This window comes from Oceanobacillus zhaokaii (assembly GCF_003352005.1).
Classification (GTDB): domain Bacteria; phylum Bacillota; class Bacilli; order Bacillales; family Amphibacillaceae; genus Oceanobacillus; species Oceanobacillus zhaokaii.
Genome location: NZ_CP024848.1, coordinates 1398171 through 1417510 on the forward strand (window position 1 = coordinate 1398171; position 19340 = coordinate 1417510).

A 19340-nucleotide genomic window follows, 5' to 3' on the forward strand; every position below is an offset into this window, starting at 1 on the left:
AGAGGGGATAAGGAATGGTCACATATAACTCGGTACAGGAGCTAATCGGTAATACCCCATTACTGGAGATAACAAAATTCTCACTTCCAACGGGAGTTCGACTTTTTGCAAAACTCGAATATTTAAATCCTGGTGGGAGTGTGAAGGACCGACTTGGTGTAGAACTAATCAATGATGCATTAGCGAGTGGTAAGCTAAAAGAAGGTGGAACGATTATTGAGCCAACAGCTGGTAATACGGGGATAGGCTTAGCATTGGCAGCATTGGATAAGAATATAAATGTTATGTTTTGTGTACCTGAGCAATTTAGTTTGGAAAAGCAACAGATCATGAAAGCACTGGGTGCGACAATTGTGCATACACCACAAGATACTGGTATGGTCGGGGCGATTGAGAGAACAGAGCAGCTGCTTCAGGAGATACCGAACAGTTTTTCACCACAGCAATTTTCAAATGCAGCAAATCCGAGAACATATTATAAAACCCTTGGACCAGAAATTTGGAATGATTTAGCTGGGAAAATCGATATTTTTGTTGCTGGTGCTGGTTCGGGTGGTACATTTACAGGTACAGCTACATTTTTGAAGGAAAAAAATCCAGCTATACAAACAGTCATCGTTGAACCAGAGGGTTCGATAATTGCTGGGGGAAAGGCAGGTCCACATCGAACAGAGGGGATTGGTATGGAATTCATTCCAGACTTTGTAGACCAAGCTTTATTTGATGGCATTTACACTGTTACAGATGATGATGCATTTGGTGTTGTAAAGGATCTAGCAAGAAAAGAAGGATTACTTGTAGGCAGTTCTTCTGGTTCTGCAATGTTTGCTGCATTGCAAGAGGCTAGGAAGGCGAAACCAGGGACTACAGTTGTAACGGTTCTTCCTGATGGCAGTGATCGTTATTTAAGTAAAAATATATACAGATAAAAAGTGGAGGGAATTTAAGATGCGAGCAAAGACGAAGATTATCCATGGTGGAATTACGAATGATGAAAATACAGGTGCAGTTTCGGTACCAATTTATCAAGTAAGTACGTATAAACAGGATGGAGTTGGTAATCATCGAGGGTATGAATATTCACGTACAGGTAACCCGACAAGACATGCACTTGAAACTGTAATAGCGAATTTGGAAAATGGTGAAGCGGGATTTGCTTTCGGATCAGGGATGGCTGCAATTACATCGATAATGATGCTATTTGATGCGGGTGACCATGTTGTAATGACTGATGATGTTTATGGCGGATCTTACCGATTGATGACAAAGGTATTAAATCGATTTAATCTTGACCATACATTTGTTGATACGAGTAATCCTCAATCTGTAGAAGCGGCAATTCAAGAAAATACAAAGGCAATTTATATTGAAACACCAACAAACCCATTATTGAAAATAACCGATTTAAAAAAGATGGCAGAAATCGCGAAGAAGCATGAACTATTATTAATCGTCGATAATACATTCGCTACGCCATATTGGCAGCAGCCTATAGATCATGGTGCAGATATTGTTCTGCATAGTGCAACGAAATACATTGGTGGTCATAGTGATGTTGTTTCAGGTTTAGTAGTTGTTAAAACGAAAGAGTTAGCTGAAAAAGTTCACTTTATCCAAAATTCCGTTGGAGCTGTACTAGGGCCACAAGATTCTTGGCTGTTAATGCGAGGTATTAAGACATTGGCATTGAGAATGGAAGCAATTGAAGCAAATACTAAGAAGATCGTTGATTTTTTACAGGGGCATGAGAAAGTTTCCACTATTTATTACCCTGGACTTCCAAATCATCCAGGTCATGAGCTTGCAGGGAAACAGGCCACTGGATTTGGCGGAATGATTTCCTTCGATGTTGGCAGTGAGAAGACTGCAGAACAAGTACTTGAAAAAGTGAAATACTTTACCCTTGCAGAAAGTCTTGGAGCTGTCGAAAGTCTAATTTCTGTTCCAGCAAAAATGACCCATGCATCAATACCAGCAGATAGAAGACAAGAACTCGGAATTACCGATGGCTTAATTCGTGTATCTGTCGGGATTGAGGATGCAGATGATTTAATTGAAGATTTAGAGCAGGCACTACGATAAATAATAGAGTAGAGGATGGCTATAATAAGCTGTCCTCTTTCATTTGTCTTTTGCATTAATAAATTAAAAAATGGCATCAACCATAAGAACTAGAACGAGATACATAAGCGTAAGATCAAGCACGCACTTAGAACCGAGCTGCAGAAGCGCTAAGTCGAGCAAGCACACTATAGAATAATTAGACTAGCATTATGACTTAAGAAAGCATGATGTTGCATCATTAGAATCTCCATTCTGAATGACGCTTTCACTTTATGCTATACTAAAAACAAAATACAATAGTGAAGCTGGACATCACGTTACAATCTAAATAAGGGAAACGTAAATACAGTTCTAATTGGAGGAAGATTATATGAGTGAAAAAGCATTAGCATATCTTAAAGAAAATAGAGAGAATTTATTGGAGAAACTAAATGGATTTCTATCGATACCAAGTATTAGTACAGACAGTGAGTATAAGAAAGATGTACAAGCAGCAGCGGATTTTATTGTTACATATTTAAATGCTATTGGTTTTGAGAATGTAGAAAAGCAAGAAACAGCTGGACATCCTCTCGTATATGCAGAATATAATCAGGCGGGACCAGAGGCACCGACTGTTTTATTCTATGGTCATTATGACGTGCAGCCCACAGACCCAATTAACGAGTGGATTAGCGATCCATTTAAACCGGAAGTAAGAGATGGCAGACTTTATGGTCGTGGAACTAGCGATGATAAAGGTCAAGTATTTATGCATCTTGCCGTATTTGAAGCATATATGAAAACGGAAGGAAAGCTTCCACTTAATGTAAAGGTTTGTATTGAAGGGGAAGAAGAAATCGGCAGTGAGAATTTATACGAAATATTGCAGGATAAGAAAGAGCAATTTGAGGCTGACTTTGCAGTAATTTCTGATTCAGGTATGGCTGAAACGAATCAACCAACAATTCTTTATGGATTAAAAGGCTTTACAGGTATAGAAATAACGGTTACAGGTCCGGACCATGACCTGCATTCCGGTATGTACGGTGGTGCAATTCGTAACCCTATCATGGCTTTAAACCATATCCTCGCATCTATGAAGAATGAAGATGAAGTGATTACTGTTGATGGTTTTTATGATGATGTAGAGCCGCTTACAGATGCTGAAAGAAAATTAATGGAGCAAGCGCCTGGTGAAGATTTTGTTGCTTCTACTGGTGCACCTTCAACTGTATCTGAAAAGGGATACACAGCGAAAGAGCACACAATGGGACGTCCTACATTTGAAATAAATGGTATTTATGGTGGATATCAAGGAGAAGGGACGAAAACGATTATTCCATCGTCGGCAACAGCAAAAATAACGTGCAGGCTTGTCCCAGGACAAGATCCTGAGAAAATTCAGGACTTACTTGAAGCACATGTGAATAAAGTTGCACCAGCAGGAGTAATGGTTGAAGTGAAGAAGGAAAAGCTTTCTTCAAAGGCATATAAAGTGGAGCCGAACCATCCATTAATTATAAGAGCAGCTGAGAGCTATACGAAAGCATTTGGTAAGGATACGATTTTTATACGCATGGGCGGTTCCATTCCTGTAGTGGAGTGGATTGAAGCAATTTATAATATTCCTATCGTATTATTAGGCTTTGGTACACCAGAGGATCGCTTGCATTCACCAAATGAGAGCTTCCCATTAGATAGCTTTGACAAAGGCATGGAAACATTAGTGTATTACTGGGAAATGGTAAATAAATAATAAAACTACGTAAAATGTGTCACGGATAAAAATATGAGTAAAACGCCCTTCCCATTTCCCACTTGTTGGAATAGAGTAAAGTAGCCTTGAGAATAAGGAGGGAATGTAATGGGTAGAGATGGTGGAGTAGTAGGTTACGGTTCAGGTGGATTTGCGCTTTTAGTTGTATTGTTTATTTTGTTAATTATCATTGGAACTGCTTATACAGGTGGTTACGGCGGATATTACTAATATGTAATAAAGATGCAGTGGGGAGACCCTACTGCATCTTTTATATGGTAATAATTCTAACTAATTGATGCGTATACATAAGAAGTGATGATTCATTACCGTTTCTCACTCTCTATCCGCATAACATAAAATGGAAAAAATATGATAAACTTAAGGGTGGCTATTAATGAAATAATGAAATGGACATAGTATAAAGGGTATGAATTTTGGTAGCTAAGAAAGTATAACGACTTTCTTACTGCATAAGTGCAACTAAGGCTTTCACCGAAAAGCTTGACCTTAGTTACTAAGCAATAGAAAGGAAGAAATTAGATGATTACACGAAAGAGTAAACGTGAGATTGACCAAATGCTAGCAGCAGGAAAAGTTCTTGTAAAATGTCATAAAGAAATTGCAAAAATGATTAAACCCGGGATCACAACAATGGAAATCGATGCATTTGTTGAAGATTTTTTAGCGAAGCATGATGCGACGCCAGAACAAAAAGGCTATAACGGTTTTCCTGGTTCTATTTGTGCATCGATTAACGATGAAATATGCCACGGCTTTCCACGTGATGAACAACTAAAGGATGGCGATTTGGTAACCATTGATATTGTTGTTAACTTACATGGTGGTCTTGCAGACTCTGCGTGGACATATGCAGTTGGTGAAATTGATGAAGCTGGTAAGCGATTAATGGAAGTTACGAAAGAATCGCTTTATAAAGGGATTGAGCAAGCGCAAGTAGGCAATCGCATTGGTGATATTGGTCACGCGATACAAACATATGCTGAGGGTGAAGGCTTTTCTGTTGTTCGTGACTTCACTGGTCATGGAATCGGACCGACAATTCATGAAGACCCACATATTCCTCATTATGGCTTACCAAATAAAGGATTGCGCCTAAAAGAGGGTATGGTGATCACCATTGAACCGATGATAAATGAAGGTGCATGGGGAAGTAAAATGGACGATAACGGTTGGACAGCAAGAACGATTGATAAAGGACGATCCGCTCAATATGAACATCAAATTGCAATAACAAAAGATGGTCCATTAATCATAACCGATCAGGACAGCAGAGATTAAAAAACATAGATAAAAGAGGCTATCTTATTCGAGTAAGATAGCCTCCTTTTTTAGAACTATGATTAGTCTTTTACTTTCCAGATATGTTAATCGTTGTTCAAAAATGAGTAATTATTTACTGCTAACTTTTCGTCCGCCAAATAAAATTGTAATGATAGGACTCAATAAGCAGAAGAAAGCAAATGGTAAATAATCCAGCACTGCAACACCCAAGACATCAGCAATGAATACGCCACAAACACTCCAAGGAACAAGCGGATTAATAACGGTTCCCGCATCCTCTAAGGTTCGTGACAACACTTTATTTGGAAGTCCGGCCTTTTCATAAATTCCTTTATACGTTTCACCAGTTAATAAAATCGATAAATATTGTTCTCCAATCAATACATTAATTCCAATCGCTGTTGCTGCCGTTGAAATAATAATTGATCGAATCTTTCTTAGCTTCTCCTGGAACGAAGACAGAATACTGGGGATTATTCCTGTAACAAATAATAGCCCCCCGAAACCAAGTGCTAACAATACAAGTGAGATAGTGAAGAACATACTGCTAATGCCACCTTTGGTCAGCAGCTCATTAACTGGTTCAAAGCTTGTTCTGCCAACATAGCCATTAAACCAAATCGACCAGATTTCTGACCAGCTAAAATCATTAACAACCCACGCTAGTACGGTTGCAGACAAGCTACTGATTGCCAGCGAGATAAAGCCAGATAGCTTGAAAATTGTACAACAAACAAGAATGAGCAATGGTATCCATGATGTCCAACTAATTAAATTGGTTGAAAGCAATGCATCCTGATATTCCAGTACATTTTGTGGTGATGCCGTCTGATCTGGGGATAAGATGACATAAATGATAAACGAAATAATAAATGCAGGAATAGTAGTCAAACTAATATGCTTAATATGTTCAAATAAATCAACCCCGACAATATTAGATGCAAGACTTGTTGTATCGGACAGTGGTGACATTTTATCACCGAAAAATGCACCTGATACAATTGCACCAGCAGTAATAACTAGTGAAGCATCCATTGCACTTGCTATCCCAATAAATGCAACTCCAACCGTTGCAGTAGTTGTCAACGAGCTACCAAGTGAAACCCCTATAATCGCTGTAGTAGCAAAAACGATACCGTAAAACCAAGTTCCACTAATAAGAGAAAAACCAGTATTAATTAATGCAGGAACTGTGCCACTAATCATCCAGCTACTAATGAGTACACCGATGAGGAAAAATAGAAATATAGCTCCCATTCCAGAACTAGCACCAGCAATCATAGCACCTTCTAATGATTTAAACGAGATTCGACGAATGATGCCATATGCAATTAATAGGAGGATTCCTAGTAATATCGGGATATGTGGAACAGTTTCCAATCCGATAATAAAGTAACTAATTAAACCTACAATGATGAAAAAGAAAATTAACGATTCACTTAATCTTGGATTATGTCTTGGTGTGATTGGAAACATGAATGCTCCTCCTTTAAAATTTGATCTCTGTGACATAAAAAAGGCTCCGTCCCTGTGAAAAGGGACGAAGCCTAACTCCGCGTTACCACCCTAGTTGATAAAATAATAATTAAATTATTTCATCCACTTATTGATACAACCCATTAAACAAAATGTGTAATTCAACTATGTTCTGCCAAAGCTTTCACCAGCCGCTTTGTCTCTATTACTGCTCAAAAATAATCTACTTAGCATTCTTGGATTTCATTATGCAATTATATGTTAGTATAGACTATACAACCACAACATCTCATTTGTCAACAGGTTATTTTTTTGCAGTAAAGAAAGTATAACCGTATTTCTTTCTGCATAAGTGCAACTAAGGCATTCCCCTAAAGGCTTGGCAAATGACAAGTTTTCTAATACCAATATCTATTCAATTATCAAATATTTCGTTATAATGAGTTTAATTTTTATGCAAAGAAGGGAGGCCAGGCAGTGGAAGGAAATGCTTTAAAGAGTAAAGGAAAAACCAATGCTATGCATATGGCCCAAAGAGGGATTATCACTGGATTTCCAATTATGCTAGGGTACTTACCAGTGGCGATTACATATGGTGTTTTAGCGAAGCAAGCTGGGATGACTTTGCTTGAAATTGGCTTAATGAGTCTAATGGTATATGCAGGTGCAGCGCAATTCATGGCGGTTAATATGATAGCGGTTGGTACGGGGATAGCAGAAATTGTGATTGCAACCTTTGTATTGAATTTTCGCCATTTTGTGATGAGTTTGTCATTTATGAATCAAGTACGTGGTATAGCATTAAGATGGAAACTACCGCTAGGTCTTGGGTTAACGGATGAATCCTTTGCAGTATCAGCAATGAATCCAGATGAAGGAAAGAAGGAAAACGGTGTTCTTTTCTATGCAATGATATTTATAATTGCATATTTGTCATGGTTTGTTGGATCCATATTGGGGGGGATCCTTGGTGATGTAATCCCAGAAAATCTGAGTCAAAGTATGGGAATTGCGCTCTATGCGATGTTTATCGGTTTATTAGTTCCATCAGTTAAAAAAAATATCAAAGTTGGCCTAATCGCTATTTTATCAATGTTAATCAATGTGCTTTGTATCCAGATTGGCTTTAGCACTGGTTGGGCAATTGTACTTGGTACGGTCATAGGTGGAATGAGTGGTATTATTTTGTTGAAGGAGGATGAATGATGATACTGCTAATTATTTTAGGGATGTCACTCGTTACGATAATACCGAGAATTATTCCGGCCTTTGTAGTAGAGAAGCTGCAATTTAAACCATGGGTGAATCGATGGTTAGGGGCAATTCCTTATGCTGCATTAGGGGCATTAATATTCCCGGGAATATTATTTGTCGTTCCAAACGAACAAATTATTGGGATTGTTGGGGGGCTTGTTGCAATTATTATCGCATCTCTAGGATTAAATGTGGTGTTTGTTGTTATTGGTGCAATATTAACTGTATTTTTATTAACGTTGTGAGAGAAATAAAGAGGAGATAGATAATTTGTTACTTAATGAAACTTTCAGACATTTTCCTCTCAAAAAAAAAGAATAATAAGGAGAGAAAACCCGCGAATAGGCCATACTAATGAAGAATACATTGAAAGGTGGGAACCTATTATGCACTTAGAGTGGTTTGACAGAGTATGTGGTGAGTTGCAGGATAGCCTGAATTCAATTTGTGAGAAATATGATGAAAATGGCAGAATGTTAATAGAACGAGGGGCTAAGCATCCGAGAATAGATTTCTTTACGGATAACGAAAAAGATGACCGAGATTATTTCTGCTCCCTTTTCTTCGATCCGCATAATGAGGAATTTTATATCCAGACAGTCGACCCAGAGTATGGCCATATTAGCAAGGTATTGCTTGAGGATATAGAGGATATTATTGATGCAGTTCACCAATGCTTCCATGAGTACATGGAAGATGAGGACGCTATTTCCGAAGTGGAAATAATAGATGATGGAACAGATTTTGAAGGTCTGGATGAGGTCGAGGACGAATTATTATTAGAGGAAATTGATGTTGAATGGGAAACACCAGAGGTGACTGCTTATTATAAAGAAAATGAAGTAGAAGTATCTTACCAATTCGGCATTACAGAGGATACGGGTGAAGGTGTAATCAAACGAATAAACCGTTCATGGACAAATGATGAGGAATTGGTTAAAGATGAAACCATTATTAAGTTCAGCAAGGAAGAAGCAAGTACATTGATTGCTATGATTGCAAGTCATATGGATTCCATAAGTGGGATAGATGAATATATGCAATAAGTAAGGGAAGAGGCTGCTCAGAATGTTGAGCAGCTTTTTCTAGGCAGTTAATAAAGTATAAAACTCCCTTAACTGCCTAAGTGCAAGTAAGTCTATGACCGAAAGGTTTGGTTAACCCTTAGTTATCTAAGAGTCATTCCGATTAAATGAGATACTATCATTATCTACTAGCATACTGGGCTCTTACTGTTTTAAATATGGTTCAATATGGATATGTGCATGATAAATACTATATTTATTCGCTAGTTGATTTTCAATTCTTACCGTAATTTCATGACTTTCTTCCACATTTAATGTAGGCTCTACTCGAATCGTCACATCGACTAGTGTTTGATTTCCGTGGAGCCTGCCTTTAACGTCAACTACCTCTTTCACATCCCGATCTTTAAGAACACTTTCCTTAATCTTGTCGAGTTGTTTTTCATCAAATCCATCAGTAAGTGCATAGGTAGCTTCTTTGAAAATATCCCAGGCAGTAATACAGATAATAATACCAACAATCAATCCTGCTAAAGGATCGAGCCAATATAAGCCAAATTGTGCGCCAATAATCCCAATGAATGCACCTATACTTACAAGTGCATCAGACCGATTATCCTGGGCAGCAGCATATAATGCACGGCTGTCAATTTTTTTAGAAAGATTTAGATTGTAACGGTACACTATAAACATAATTAGCGCAGCACCTAAAGCTGTCCAAGCGGTTAATAAATCAGGCTGTGAACTTTCGTCAGCAATAATATTTAGAAAAGTATCTATGATTACCTGGATTCCAATAATCATCATAATAAATGCGGCAAATAGTGATGCAATTGTTTCTGCGCGATAGTGTCCATAATGATGGTCTTCATCTGGTGGTTTCCTTGAGATTTTTAAGCCAACTAATATAGCTATTGATGCAACAACATCTGTTGCATTATTTAATCCATCTGCACGTAATGCATCCGAATTACCAAATTGTGCAATGAGTAATTTCATTATTGATAGGAATACATACGCAATAATACTTATCCATGCACCTTTTTCTCCCATTTTTAAGTTCTCTCTGTGATTCATATCGTTCCTCCAGCTTGATTGGTTGCAAATATATTAGGTTTTGTTGTCTAAAGAGTTAATCTAAGCTTTAATTTCTTACTGATTTAGAATTCCTATGTATTATTTAGATAAAGTAAGAATTGACATGTGAATTACAATTGCTCTCTGACCGGTCTCCGAAAATACACTTCGCTTTCCGTGGTGGCTGGTGAGCTTTCTTGTGATGCTGCACTTCGAAGTCTCACCTTGGCCCTTCCTCCCACAGGGGTCTCCGTGTACTTTCTCCGCTGGGTTGGTGGAAAACCTATCGACTTAGGGGTGGCGGACAATCTAAATATCGTAGTTGATTGTGGCGTAGGACAAGAGATGCATGTGGGAATAATAGCACCGGTTGAAGATCCATCGGGATTGATTTCCTTAGTAGAAGCAGACCGCGTTGCCCATTTGAAAAGCGACAGTCCATTGCTGCAATCAACATCGCTCTAATCTCGCATTTTATATCAACTATACACCTATATGGCGATTTATTTAATCAGCATTGTAAGTCTAACAAATGAAATGGCAGTGGGTCTAGAGAAAAATAAGAGGATGAAGGTATATGTATTGGGAACTGCTAAGTTTGTTTGTCGAGGGAAAAACTAATAAAAGTTATTACTGAAACAATATAATTGCAATTGTCCCAAAATATAGAGATAATAATGAAAAGGAACAAAGGGGGTAGTGTTCCATGAAAAAGGAGAAATTAGTTTACCGTTTTTATCGTTATGATGGTGAAGTCCTTTATGCAAGAAGAGAGTTACCGTTTGAGATTAAATTAACATCTCAACTGATACTGGATGAAATATGTTTCAATTGGAATAAGAAGAAGTTAGAATCGGAGCTCAATCATGCGATCGATACTAATAGCAAGGAAGCATTTTTAAGGTTAAGCGAATTATATAGAAACTACATTTGGGAGTCATGATTGCATTAAATGTAAGCCTTGCCATTCAGGCGAGGCTTACGTTTAAATTATATCGAAATTTGAAGTTTTCAGTAGAAATCAGATTAATTTATTTGAAAAATTTGATACAATATTAGTGTAGCATATACATAGGGGAGGAAGACGATATGGAATTCCGTATTGAAAAGGATACATTAGGGGAAATAAATGTTCCAGCTGATAAGTTTTGGGGGGCACAAACAGAACGAAGCAAGCAAAACTTTCCAATTGGTAATGAGAAAATGCCAAAGGAGATTATTGAAGCGTTCGCTATTCTAAAGAAGAGTGCAGCAAAAGTTAATAGTGAGCTTGGTTTACTAGATAGTAAAAAGGCAGAAGCAATTGCCTACGCAGCAGATCAATTATTAGCGAATAAACTCAATGAACATTTCCCATTAGTCGTATGGCAAACCGGGAGCGGGACACAATCGAATATGAACGTAAATGAAGTGTTAGCTTTTGTAGGGAATAAATGGTTACAACAAGAGGGAAGTGATTTAGTGCTACATCCAAATGATGATGTAAATAAATCACAAAGCTCGAATGATACATATCCAACAGCAATGCATATTGCATTCGTTCTAAAATTAGAAGATGCAGTACTACCAGCAATATTAGTGCTGAAAAATACGTTGAAACAAAAAAGTGAAGCATTTCAGGATGTTGTGAAAATCGGACGTACCCATCTTCAAGATGCAACACCATTGACACTTGGGCAAGAGATTAGTGGCTGGCACCGAATGCTCGAGAAATCAGAGCTATTTATTAAAGAAAGCGTACAGCATTTAAAAGAATTAGCACTCGGCGGTACAGCAGTTGGTACTGGGTTAAATGCCCATCCAGAGTTTTCAAATCGCGTTGCTAAAACAATTAGTGAATTTACAGGAAAGAATTTCATTTCCGCGGAGAATAAATTTCATTCATTAACGAGTTATGATGAAGCAGTATATGCGCATGGTGCGTTAAAAGCACTTGCAGCAGATATGATGAAAATAGCAAATGATGTTCGTTGGTTGGCAAGTGGACCACGTTCCGGTATTGGTGAAATCACAATCCCTGCCAATGAACCGGGTAGTTCAATTATGCCAGGCAAGGTAAACCCTACTCAAAGTGAAGCAGTGACAATGGTTGCCGCACAAGTAATGGGAAATGATGCAACGATTGGCTTCGCTGCAAGTCAAGGAAATTTCGAATTAAATGTATTTAAACCTGTCATAGCTTATAATTTCCTGCAATCTTCTCAATTACTAGCAGACAGCATCAGATCTTTTGATGAAAGATGTGCACAGGGTATTGAACCAAATTCTGAACAAATTGATAAAAACCTGCATGGATCACTTATGTTAGTTACTGCATTGAATCCACATATAGGTTATGAAAATGCAGCTAAAATTGCTAAAAAAGCATTTAATGATAATTCAACTTTAAAAGAAGCCGCAGTAAAACTAGAGCTATTAACGGAAGAAGAATTCGACTCATATGTAAAACCAGAGGAAATGACTTATCCCAAATAAGCGATTCTTGAGCTTCCTATAGAAATTCAAAAAACTCACTATTAATTAGTGAGTTTTTTTGGTGGGTAAGCCAGATGGTGGCTGTAATCTAAAAGTTTGGAGACAATATTTATAATAGAGGAATTGGAATTCTACCTACAATTTACCAGTTGTTTTTCGTAATAAGTTTTTGTAAACGGTGAACAATAGTATTACAGAAGGAGGTGAGAAACACATGGCTAATAACAATTCTAACCAATTACTAGTACCAGGAGTGCAACAAGCACTTGACCAAATGAAATATGAAATTGCTCAAGAATTTGGAGTAAACTTAGGCGCTGATACAACTTCACGTGCGAATGGATCTGTTGGTGGAGAAATCACTAAACGTCTAGTAGCGACTGCTCAACAACAACTTAACGGTGGTCAATTCTAAATAAATATGGCTAGAGGATAGGGCACAGTCCTATCCTCTATATTATTACATATAAACGAAAAAGAGGCGACTACGCCGCCTCTTTGTCCACATCTAGAAGCTAGACTAGAACTATAGTGACTTGCTACATTCATATGCTCTCCCAATTCTTACGTGCTATTTAATTCTTAACTCAGATTCTGAATCAAAGAAATGTACTTTATTCATATCGAATGCAAGATCCAGATTCTCTCCACCTTTGATATCGGATCTCGAATCAACTCTTGCGATAAAATCTTGATTGTCTACAGAAGTATAAAGATAAGATTCCGCCCCCATTAATTCAGCAACGTCAATCTTTGTTGTTATTTTTGTATCTGGATTTGCATCGATAAATAACTGTTCATCATGAATATCCTCGGGACGAATTCCTAAAATGATCTCCTTGCCAATATATCCATTAGTGCGAAGGACCTTTAATTTCCCTTCTGGTACTTTTACTTTTACATTCCCCATTACAAAATGACTTTCATCTAATTTTCCATTTAAGAAGTTCATAGAAGGGGAACCAATGAAACCGCCAACAAATACATTATCTGGAAAATCATAAACATCTTTTGGTGCGCCAATTTGCTGAATTAAGCCATCCTTCATAACAACAAGTCGGGTTGCCATTGTCATTGCCTCTGTCTGGTCATGTGTTACATAGATTGTCGTTGTTTGTAAACGCTGATGCAGTTTTTGAATTTCGGAACGCATTTGCACCCTTAATTTTGCATCCAAGTTTGATAATGGTTCATCCATTAAGAATACTTTCGCATCCCTTACGATGGCACGTCCAAGTGCAACACGCTGACGTTGCCCACCAGATAAAGCTTTTGGCTTACGATCTAAATAAGATTCAAGACCTAAAATTTTCGCAGCATTATTCACGCGTTGATCAATTTCTTCTTTTTTAAATTTGCGTAATTTCAATCCAAATGCCATGTTATCATACACATTCATATGCGGATATAATGCATAATTTTGGAAAACCATTGCAATATCCCGGTCTTTTGGTGCAACATCATTCATTTTCTTTTCATCGATATATAATGATCCGTCGGAAATTTCTTCAAGACCCGCAATCATTCGAAGGGTTGTTGATTTACCACATCCAGATGGACCAACAAATACAATAAATTCCTTATCCTGAATATGTAAATTAAAGTCGTTTACTGCAATCACGTTTTTATCGTATCTTTTTTGGATATTCTCTAAAACTAACTCAGCCATTATTCTCTCCTCCAGTTTGTAAGCGTTTTATTTATTGTATAATAAATAGTCTGGATAGGAAATGGACAGGGTGCACAAATATATGCCTAATCTCTGTGCATAATCGACAATAACCCTAAATAAACGATGATTGCCTGATCGAATTGCCGGATGTCAATACCGGTTCTCTCTCTGAATTTGTCCAAACGATACTGTAAACTATTACGATGCATATGTAAGGTTTTTGCAGCAACAGATGTATTTAAATTACATTGGATAAATGTTCTTAATGTATGCAGCAATTCTTTATCTGTAACTAGATCCTTAAAAATAACCATAATGACATCATCTCGGAAGCTTTCATCAGTCCTGTCAATAAATCCATGAATAATCGCATCCAAATATGTAATCACCGGTTTCTCAGAATAGGAAAATGCTTGTTCACTGCTCGCTAAAAAAGTAGTATATAATTGCTTTAGATTGAATAAGTTATCTAAAGAAGGACCAACGTAAAATTTGATGTTCACATAGAGATCACTCATTAAAATATCGATAATTTGTTCATAAGATATAAACTCGGCAGAATCGCTTAGCTCTTCAATGATAATACCTTCATACTGATTTTCCCAAATGATAGGGACTGATTTAGTGAAGAAATCTTGAATTGCTTCTTTAAATTGCAGTGGTTTCATTTGGTTTTTTGTAATTTTAAAATAGACAAGGCGAAATGGTGATACGACTTCATCCTTGTTATTTTCCTTCAGCCTGCTTTCCCATAGCTGTTCTTCCAATGTTGGTTCCGGAATTGTAATTGAGTATGGCGTAAGAAAAGCCGATAAAAGTGCTATATCTCGAGTAGACAATTCTTGATTGTCAATTCCAATAATGTCTTGATTGGATGTAATAAACCACTGATAATTATCTGGAATATTGCCTTGATTGTTTTGAAAAATAAATAAAGTCGAAAAAATTTTCCGCAGTTCATTTAACATAGAAAAACTCCTTTTCATCAGCCATTCATACTAGAAATTTTTATTTTATTAGCAATTAGCAAGAAGATAATTGATTTATTGTTATTATTTATTGGTTCATGACTGTTAGCAAATGCTATACATATTTTCTTTCATTTGCTATATTAAACCTATAGTTAAAACTTAAGGAGGTAAGATTATGTCTAATATTCATGATAAAGCACATGGTTTAGAAAAAGCAATCAGTGAGAGTGAAGAATTCCAAAAATTAAAATCAGCTTTTGAAACAGTAATGAAGAATCCTGAAACAAAGCAAATGTTTGATGAATTCCGCGATACACAAATTAGATTACAGGAAAAACAAATGCAGGGCTTAGAAATAACCGAGGAAGAAATTGAAACAGCTCGTAAAGTGGTTGAGTTAGTACAGAGAAATCAAGATATTTCCACGTTAATGGAAGAAGAGCAAAAGGTAAATCAATTAATCAATGATATCAGCCGAATTATTACAAGCCCACTAGAGGGACTTTATGGTAATTCAAATAATGTTAACTAAGCAGCTGCAGAAAAAAGCAGAAATACAATAAGTAGGTAAGAAAGTAAACGACTTTCTTACTTGGGCCTACAGGATGTAGGTCAGTTCGATGCTACAATGGTTTTCGATGGGGTGATTAATCGCAGTCCCAGGGCGTCGCGTTATTAACCGAATTTCCCCTAAGGCTGTCACCCAAAGGTTTGGTTAAACCTTAGCTTCGAAAATTACTAAATTGTGATTTATTGTCTGTACTTACGATGATGTCGATTAAGGTTCAAATATAGAAGCTAGAATGAATTTAGGAAGGCGCAGTTCCAATGTTTGACTCCAGGATTGGATCTTATTTACGCCATATACTCCCTTCGTCTTACTTTCAAAAATTTACACCTTTTCGTTTAAGGCTGAATAAATCGTAGTTTAAATATCCACTTATTCATACTGCCTTGATAACACATCCAAGTAAAAGGAGCTTAGCATTTATTGGCTAAGCTCCTTTTTTAATGCTGTGTTCTAAATACCAGTTGATATAAATAGAGATATTATAGCGCTTTATTCTATTCTTTTTCGTTGATATTAGCGTTGAAACAGCACTAGTTTACCATCGGCTGTTACACAACGATGTGTATGCTCATTAAATTCTAACTCCTTCAGTTTATTTAAGCCAATCTCCTTGGCCTCGGAATTATCTGTTGCGGAGAATGATTTATCATATAATTTCTTTCCTGACTTATCGAATACCGTCAAAAAATAATCAGCCATCCTATTTCTTCCCCCTTAAAAAATGAAAGCGTTTCATTATTATTTAATTATAAGTGATTAAGAATACAATGTGAAATAAAATTAACATTTAATTCCCTTGACAATAGACGAAATAAAAAGTAAATTTATATTGAAAGTAAAGTGGGCTTTACATTATGAAAAGGAGATATAATGAAAACGCTAATTCGTGAATATCGAACGAAAATGAATATTACACAGGAAGAACTCTCGCAAATATTAAAAGTATCTAGGCAAACCGTTATATCGCTGGAAAAAGGGAAGTATAAGCCATCTTTAGTATTGGCACATAAGCTTGCACAAACATTTGGATGCACGATTGAGGAGTTATTTATATTTGAAGGAGATGAGAATATTGAGTGAATCTTTTTTAGAGAACCCATATTTAATCCTCTTATTTCCTGGTTTGTATTTGATGTACATTATTATGTTTCTTGTGATACGCCGGATTGGTAAAAGAAAACATCTGTTCGATGAACGGTATAAACAAGAAAATAGTAATGCGAAAGCGAGAGGCTATGAAACGACAACGATAATTTTATTACTTGCATGGCCAATTATTATTATGTTTGACGGCATCGGGTTTAGTTTCTTTTTATTATCCATCATTTTTGTGCTTCATAATTTAAGCTATTTATTTGCTTCTATTTATTATTCAACACGAGAATAAATAAAAAATATGAAATGAAACCATTAACTGATTTTAACGTATGAAACAATGGAAGGGGAGAGTATATTGACATTATTATTAGAGAACGTAACAAAACGCTTTGGTGAGCATACTGCGGTTAACAATCTTTCGCTAGAGATTCCTGAGAGGGAGATGTTCGGCTTTCTAGGCGGAAATGGTGCAGGGAAGACGACAACCTTTCGAATGATCCTTGGATTATTGGATAAATCCGCTGGTGAAATCTCTTGGAATGGCGAACAGATCAATTATGAAAAGAGCAATATAATTGGCTATTTGCCTGAGGAAAGGGGACTCTATCCAAAGCTTAAAGTAAAAGAACAGATAATATATTTGGGTAGATTACGCGGAATGAAAAAACAGGAAATAGTATCTGAATTAGAAAAATGGCTAGAACGTTTCAAGGTGCCGGAGTACATGGATAAGAAGGTAGAGGAATTATCGAAAGGAAACCAACAAAAGATCCAGTTTATTTCCGCTGTCATCCATAAGCCAAAACTATTGATACTGGATGAACCATTTTCTGGGTTAGATCCTGTTAATGTAGAAATGCTGAAGGAAGCGGTACTTGATGTGAAAGAAAGCGGAACATCAATTGTATTTTCTTCACATCAAATGGACCATGTTGAGGAAATGTGTGAGCATTTATGTATTTTGCAAAAGGGAAAACCTGTTGTTCAGGGTGCTTTGCGGAAAATTAAACGTTCATTTGGTAAGAAAAATCTCGTTGTACATGCGGATGAATCATTAGAATTTTTAAAAGAATTTCCTGGTGTTGTAAACTACAAAAAAGTAATGGACGGCTGTAAATTACAAATCGAAGAAGAAGCAGTATCACAGGAAATATTACAGGCTCTGCAAGGAAAAGGATTTATTCGTAAATTCGAGCTAGAAGAACCTTCATTGAATGACATCTTTATCGAGAAAGTAGGTGCTTCTTATGAATAAGTTTTGGATTATTTTTGCCCATACATATTTAGATAAAATTAAATCAAAAACGTTTATTATTACAACTGCACTTTTTGTATTATTAGTTATTGGTTCGGTTAACATTCAAAACATTACCGCTTTATTTTCTGATGAAAGCAAGGACCAAGTAGCGGTTATTGATTCTTCGGAGGTTTTGTTTACCCCCTTGAAAGCAGGGGTTGAAAGTGCAGATGATAGTCTTGAATTAATTGCATTTGATGGCACGGAAGAAGATGTAAAGACTGCTGTTCAAGATGAAGAATATGAAGCAGCACTTACGATAGCGTTAAATAATGAAGGAATCCCGGAAGCAAACTATTATGCGAGTGATATTACGAATACTGGAATGCAGCAAACAATCTTGGATCAATTGCAGCAATTGAAGGTCGGACTCGCAATTGAGCAGGCTGGATTTGATGAGGCGATGATATCATCGATTAATGCCCCAGTAACATTCAACACTATCGCACTGGATGAAGGAGCAAAAACAATCGAAGAAATGTTCCAAGCGCAGGGTGTTGTTTATATTATGGTCTTTCTGATGTATATAGTTGTCATCATGTATGGAACGATGATTGCAACGGATGTGGCAACAGAGAAATCATCACGTGTGATGGAAATATTAATATCGAGTGCATCACCGATTACCCATATGTTTGCCAAAATAATTGGGATTGCATTGGTAGGATTAACTCAGATTGGAATTATCGTTGCTGTAGCGGTTAGTGCTATTTCATCACAAAAAGATGAATTAGTAGGTGGCGTTTTAGATATGTTCGGTTTTCTAGACACACCAACATCATTAATTATCTATGGAGTGCTGTTCTTTTTACTTGGTTATTTATTGTACGCAACCCTTGCCGCAATGCTTGGATCTTTAGTTAATCGTTCAGAAGAAGCAAACCAAGCAATCACGCCCTTAATCATGTTAATAGCGGTAGCTTTCTTGATTGCAATGTTTGGATTGTCTTCTCCAGAGTCACCGTTGATTACCGTCACATCGTTTATCCCGTTTTTTGCACCCATGGTAATGCTCTTAAGGATTGGTATGCTTGATGTGTCAATTTGGGAGATTGCCACATCAATTGGAATTTTAATTGCTACGATTATCATTCTTGGGTTAATCGGCGCTAGAGTATACAAAGGTGGAGTATTAATGTATGGAAGTGCTAAACCACTGAAAAATATGATGAAGGCAATTCAGTTATCGAAGAAGGAGAAGTAAGAGGGGGGAGGGTCACTAATGTGGCCTTTTCTTTTATTTTCCCCCATGGTAAAAGACGGTTTAGTTGGTAATAACCGATTCTCCTTTGGATTTAGACTGAATATTGACCAATG

Annotated in this window: 22 protein-coding genes; 17 read left to right on the forward strand and 5 right to left on the reverse strand. The window is 36.9% G+C overall.

The window, feature by feature from the left end; all coding sequences use genetic code 11:
- Positions 1 to 14: 14 nt before the first annotated feature.
- The 5 genes from CUC15_RS07035 (at position 15) to map (ending at position 5104) form a co-directional block, all read left to right on the forward strand.
- Entirely contained in the window at positions 15 to 929 is a 915-nt protein-coding gene (locus CUC15_RS07035) for a PLP-dependent cysteine synthase family protein (RefSeq protein ID WP_114915975.1), read from the forward strand.
- A gap of 19 nt (positions 930 to 948) precedes the next feature.
- Positions 949 to 2082 (forward strand): bifunctional cystathionine gamma-lyase/homocysteine desulfhydrase, encoded by a 1134-nt coding sequence (locus tag CUC15_RS07040; protein WP_114915976.1) that lies wholly within the window; start codon positions 949 to 951, stop codon positions 2080 to 2082.
- Between the two features lie 352 nt (positions 2083 to 2434).
- Positions 2435 to 3802 carry a dipeptidase gene (locus CUC15_RS07045; protein WP_114915977.1) on the forward strand — a complete coding sequence of 456 codons (1368 nt, stop codon included), beginning with the start codon at positions 2435 to 2437 and terminating at the stop codon, positions 3800 to 3802.
- Between the two features lie 108 nt (positions 3803 to 3910).
- Positions 3911 to 4033, forward strand: coding sequence for a YjcZ family sporulation protein (locus CUC15_RS07050; protein ID WP_114915978.1), 123 nt, complete (start codon positions 3911 to 3913; stop codon positions 4031 to 4033).
- 312 nt (positions 4034 to 4345) lie between these two features.
- On the forward strand, positions 4346 to 5104 hold the full coding sequence (gene map / locus CUC15_RS07055) for a type I methionyl aminopeptidase (RefSeq protein ID WP_114915979.1): 759 nt from the start codon (positions 4346 to 4348) through the stop codon (positions 5102 to 5104).
- 111 nt (positions 5105 to 5215) lie between these two features.
- Here the strand turns inward: map and nhaC are convergent, their stop codons facing one another.
- A complete protein-coding gene (gene nhaC / locus CUC15_RS07060) occupies positions 5216 to 6583 on the reverse strand; it encodes a Na+/H+ antiporter NhaC (RefSeq protein ID WP_114915980.1) in 1368 nt (455 codons plus the stop codon).
- 519 nt (positions 6584 to 7102) lie between these two features.
- On the opposite strand from nhaC, the gene CUC15_RS07065 reads away from it, so the two are divergent.
- The 3 genes from CUC15_RS07065 to CUC15_RS07075 all read left to right on the forward strand — a co-directional run bounded on the left by CUC15_RS07065 (position 7103) and on the right by CUC15_RS07075 (position 8883).
- Positions 7103 to 7789 (forward strand): AzlC family ABC transporter permease, encoded by a 687-nt coding sequence (locus CUC15_RS07065; protein ID WP_114918404.1) that lies wholly within the window; start codon positions 7103 to 7105, stop codon positions 7787 to 7789.
- Positions 7789 to 8082: an AzlD domain-containing protein gene (locus tag CUC15_RS07070; RefSeq protein WP_114915981.1), complete on the forward strand. Its 294-nt coding sequence runs from the start codon at positions 7789 to 7791 to the stop codon at positions 8080 to 8082. The genes CUC15_RS07065 and CUC15_RS07070 overlap by 1 nt, the downstream gene beginning before the upstream one ends.
- A gap of 141 nt (positions 8083 to 8223) precedes the next feature.
- On the forward strand, positions 8224 to 8883 hold the full coding sequence (locus CUC15_RS07075) for a hypothetical protein (protein ID WP_114915982.1): 660 nt from the start codon (positions 8224 to 8226) through the stop codon (positions 8881 to 8883).
- 183 nt (positions 8884 to 9066) lie between these two features.
- Here CUC15_RS07075 and CUC15_RS07080 read toward each other — a convergent pair whose 3' ends face one another.
- Positions 9067 to 9939, reverse strand: a complete 873-nt coding sequence (locus CUC15_RS07080) for a cation diffusion facilitator family transporter (protein WP_114915983.1) — start codon at positions 9937 to 9939, stop codon at positions 9067 to 9069.
- A gap of 252 nt (positions 9940 to 10191) precedes the next feature.
- Here CUC15_RS07080 and CUC15_RS07085 point away from each other — a divergent pair, with 252 nt between their 5' ends.
- The 4 genes from CUC15_RS07085 (at position 10192) to CUC15_RS07100 (ending at position 12829) form a co-directional block, all read left to right on the forward strand.
- On the forward strand, positions 10192 to 10404 hold the full coding sequence (locus tag CUC15_RS07085; RefSeq protein ID WP_114915984.1) for a hypothetical protein: 213 nt from the start codon (positions 10192 to 10194) through the stop codon (positions 10402 to 10404).
- A 241-nt stretch (positions 10405 to 10645) separates the two neighbouring features.
- Positions 10646 to 10882 carry a hypothetical protein gene (locus CUC15_RS07090; RefSeq protein WP_114915985.1) on the forward strand — a complete coding sequence of 79 codons (237 nt, stop codon included), beginning with the start codon at positions 10646 to 10648 and terminating at the stop codon, positions 10880 to 10882.
- Positions 10883 to 11028: 146 nt separating this feature from the next.
- Positions 11029 to 12414, forward strand: a complete 1386-nt coding sequence (gene fumC, locus CUC15_RS07095; RefSeq protein ID WP_114915986.1) for a class II fumarate hydratase — start codon at positions 11029 to 11031, stop codon at positions 12412 to 12414.
- 214 nt (positions 12415 to 12628) lie between these two features.
- Entirely contained in the window at positions 12629 to 12829 is a 201-nt protein-coding gene (locus CUC15_RS07100) for an alpha/beta-type small acid-soluble spore protein (RefSeq protein ID WP_114915987.1), read from the forward strand.
- 156 nt (positions 12830 to 12985) lie between these two features.
- On the opposite strand, the gene CUC15_RS07105 is transcribed toward CUC15_RS07100, so the two are convergent.
- Together CUC15_RS07105 and CUC15_RS07110 are read right to left on the reverse strand one after the other, a co-directional pair.
- A complete protein-coding gene (locus CUC15_RS07105; RefSeq protein WP_114915988.1) occupies positions 12986 to 14083 on the reverse strand; it encodes an ABC transporter ATP-binding protein in 1098 nt (365 codons plus the stop codon).
- An 86-nt stretch (positions 14084 to 14169) separates the two neighbouring features.
- Positions 14170 to 15054 carry a PucR family transcriptional regulator gene (locus CUC15_RS07110; RefSeq protein ID WP_114915989.1) on the reverse strand — a complete coding sequence of 295 codons (885 nt, stop codon included), beginning with the start codon at positions 15052 to 15054 and terminating at the stop codon, positions 14170 to 14172.
- Positions 15055 to 15232: 178 nt separating this feature from the next.
- Between CUC15_RS07110 and CUC15_RS07115 the strand changes: the two genes are divergently transcribed.
- Entirely contained in the window at positions 15233 to 15589 is a 357-nt protein-coding gene (locus tag CUC15_RS07115) for a YlbF/YmcA family competence regulator (protein ID WP_114915990.1), read from the forward strand.
- A 552-nt stretch (positions 15590 to 16141) separates the two neighbouring features.
- On the opposite strand, the gene CUC15_RS07120 is transcribed toward CUC15_RS07115, so the two are convergent.
- On the reverse strand, positions 16142 to 16327 hold the full coding sequence (locus tag CUC15_RS07120) for a YhzD family protein (protein WP_114915991.1): 186 nt from the start codon (positions 16325 to 16327) through the stop codon (positions 16142 to 16144).
- A gap of 171 nt (positions 16328 to 16498) precedes the next feature.
- Here CUC15_RS07120 and CUC15_RS07125 point away from each other — a divergent pair, with 171 nt between their 5' ends.
- From CUC15_RS07125 to CUC15_RS07140, 4 genes are all read left to right on the forward strand, one after another.
- On the forward strand, positions 16499 to 16708 hold the full coding sequence (locus CUC15_RS07125; RefSeq protein WP_114915992.1) for a helix-turn-helix transcriptional regulator: 210 nt from the start codon (positions 16499 to 16501) through the stop codon (positions 16706 to 16708).
- Positions 16701 to 17015 carry a DUF2178 domain-containing protein gene (locus CUC15_RS07130; RefSeq protein ID WP_114915993.1) on the forward strand — a complete coding sequence of 105 codons (315 nt, stop codon included), beginning with the start codon at positions 16701 to 16703 and terminating at the stop codon, positions 17013 to 17015. The genes CUC15_RS07125 and CUC15_RS07130 overlap by 8 nt, the downstream gene beginning before the upstream one ends.
- A 66-nt stretch (positions 17016 to 17081) precedes the next feature.
- Positions 17082 to 17981 (forward strand): ABC transporter ATP-binding protein, encoded by a 900-nt coding sequence (locus tag CUC15_RS07135; RefSeq protein ID WP_114915994.1) that lies wholly within the window; start codon positions 17082 to 17084, stop codon positions 17979 to 17981.
- Entirely contained in the window at positions 17974 to 19227 is a 1254-nt protein-coding gene (locus tag CUC15_RS07140) for an ABC transporter permease (protein WP_114915995.1), read from the forward strand. Before CUC15_RS07135 ends, CUC15_RS07140 begins: the two co-directional genes overlap by 8 nt.
- The last annotated feature ends 113 nt before the right edge of the window (positions 19228 to 19340 follow it).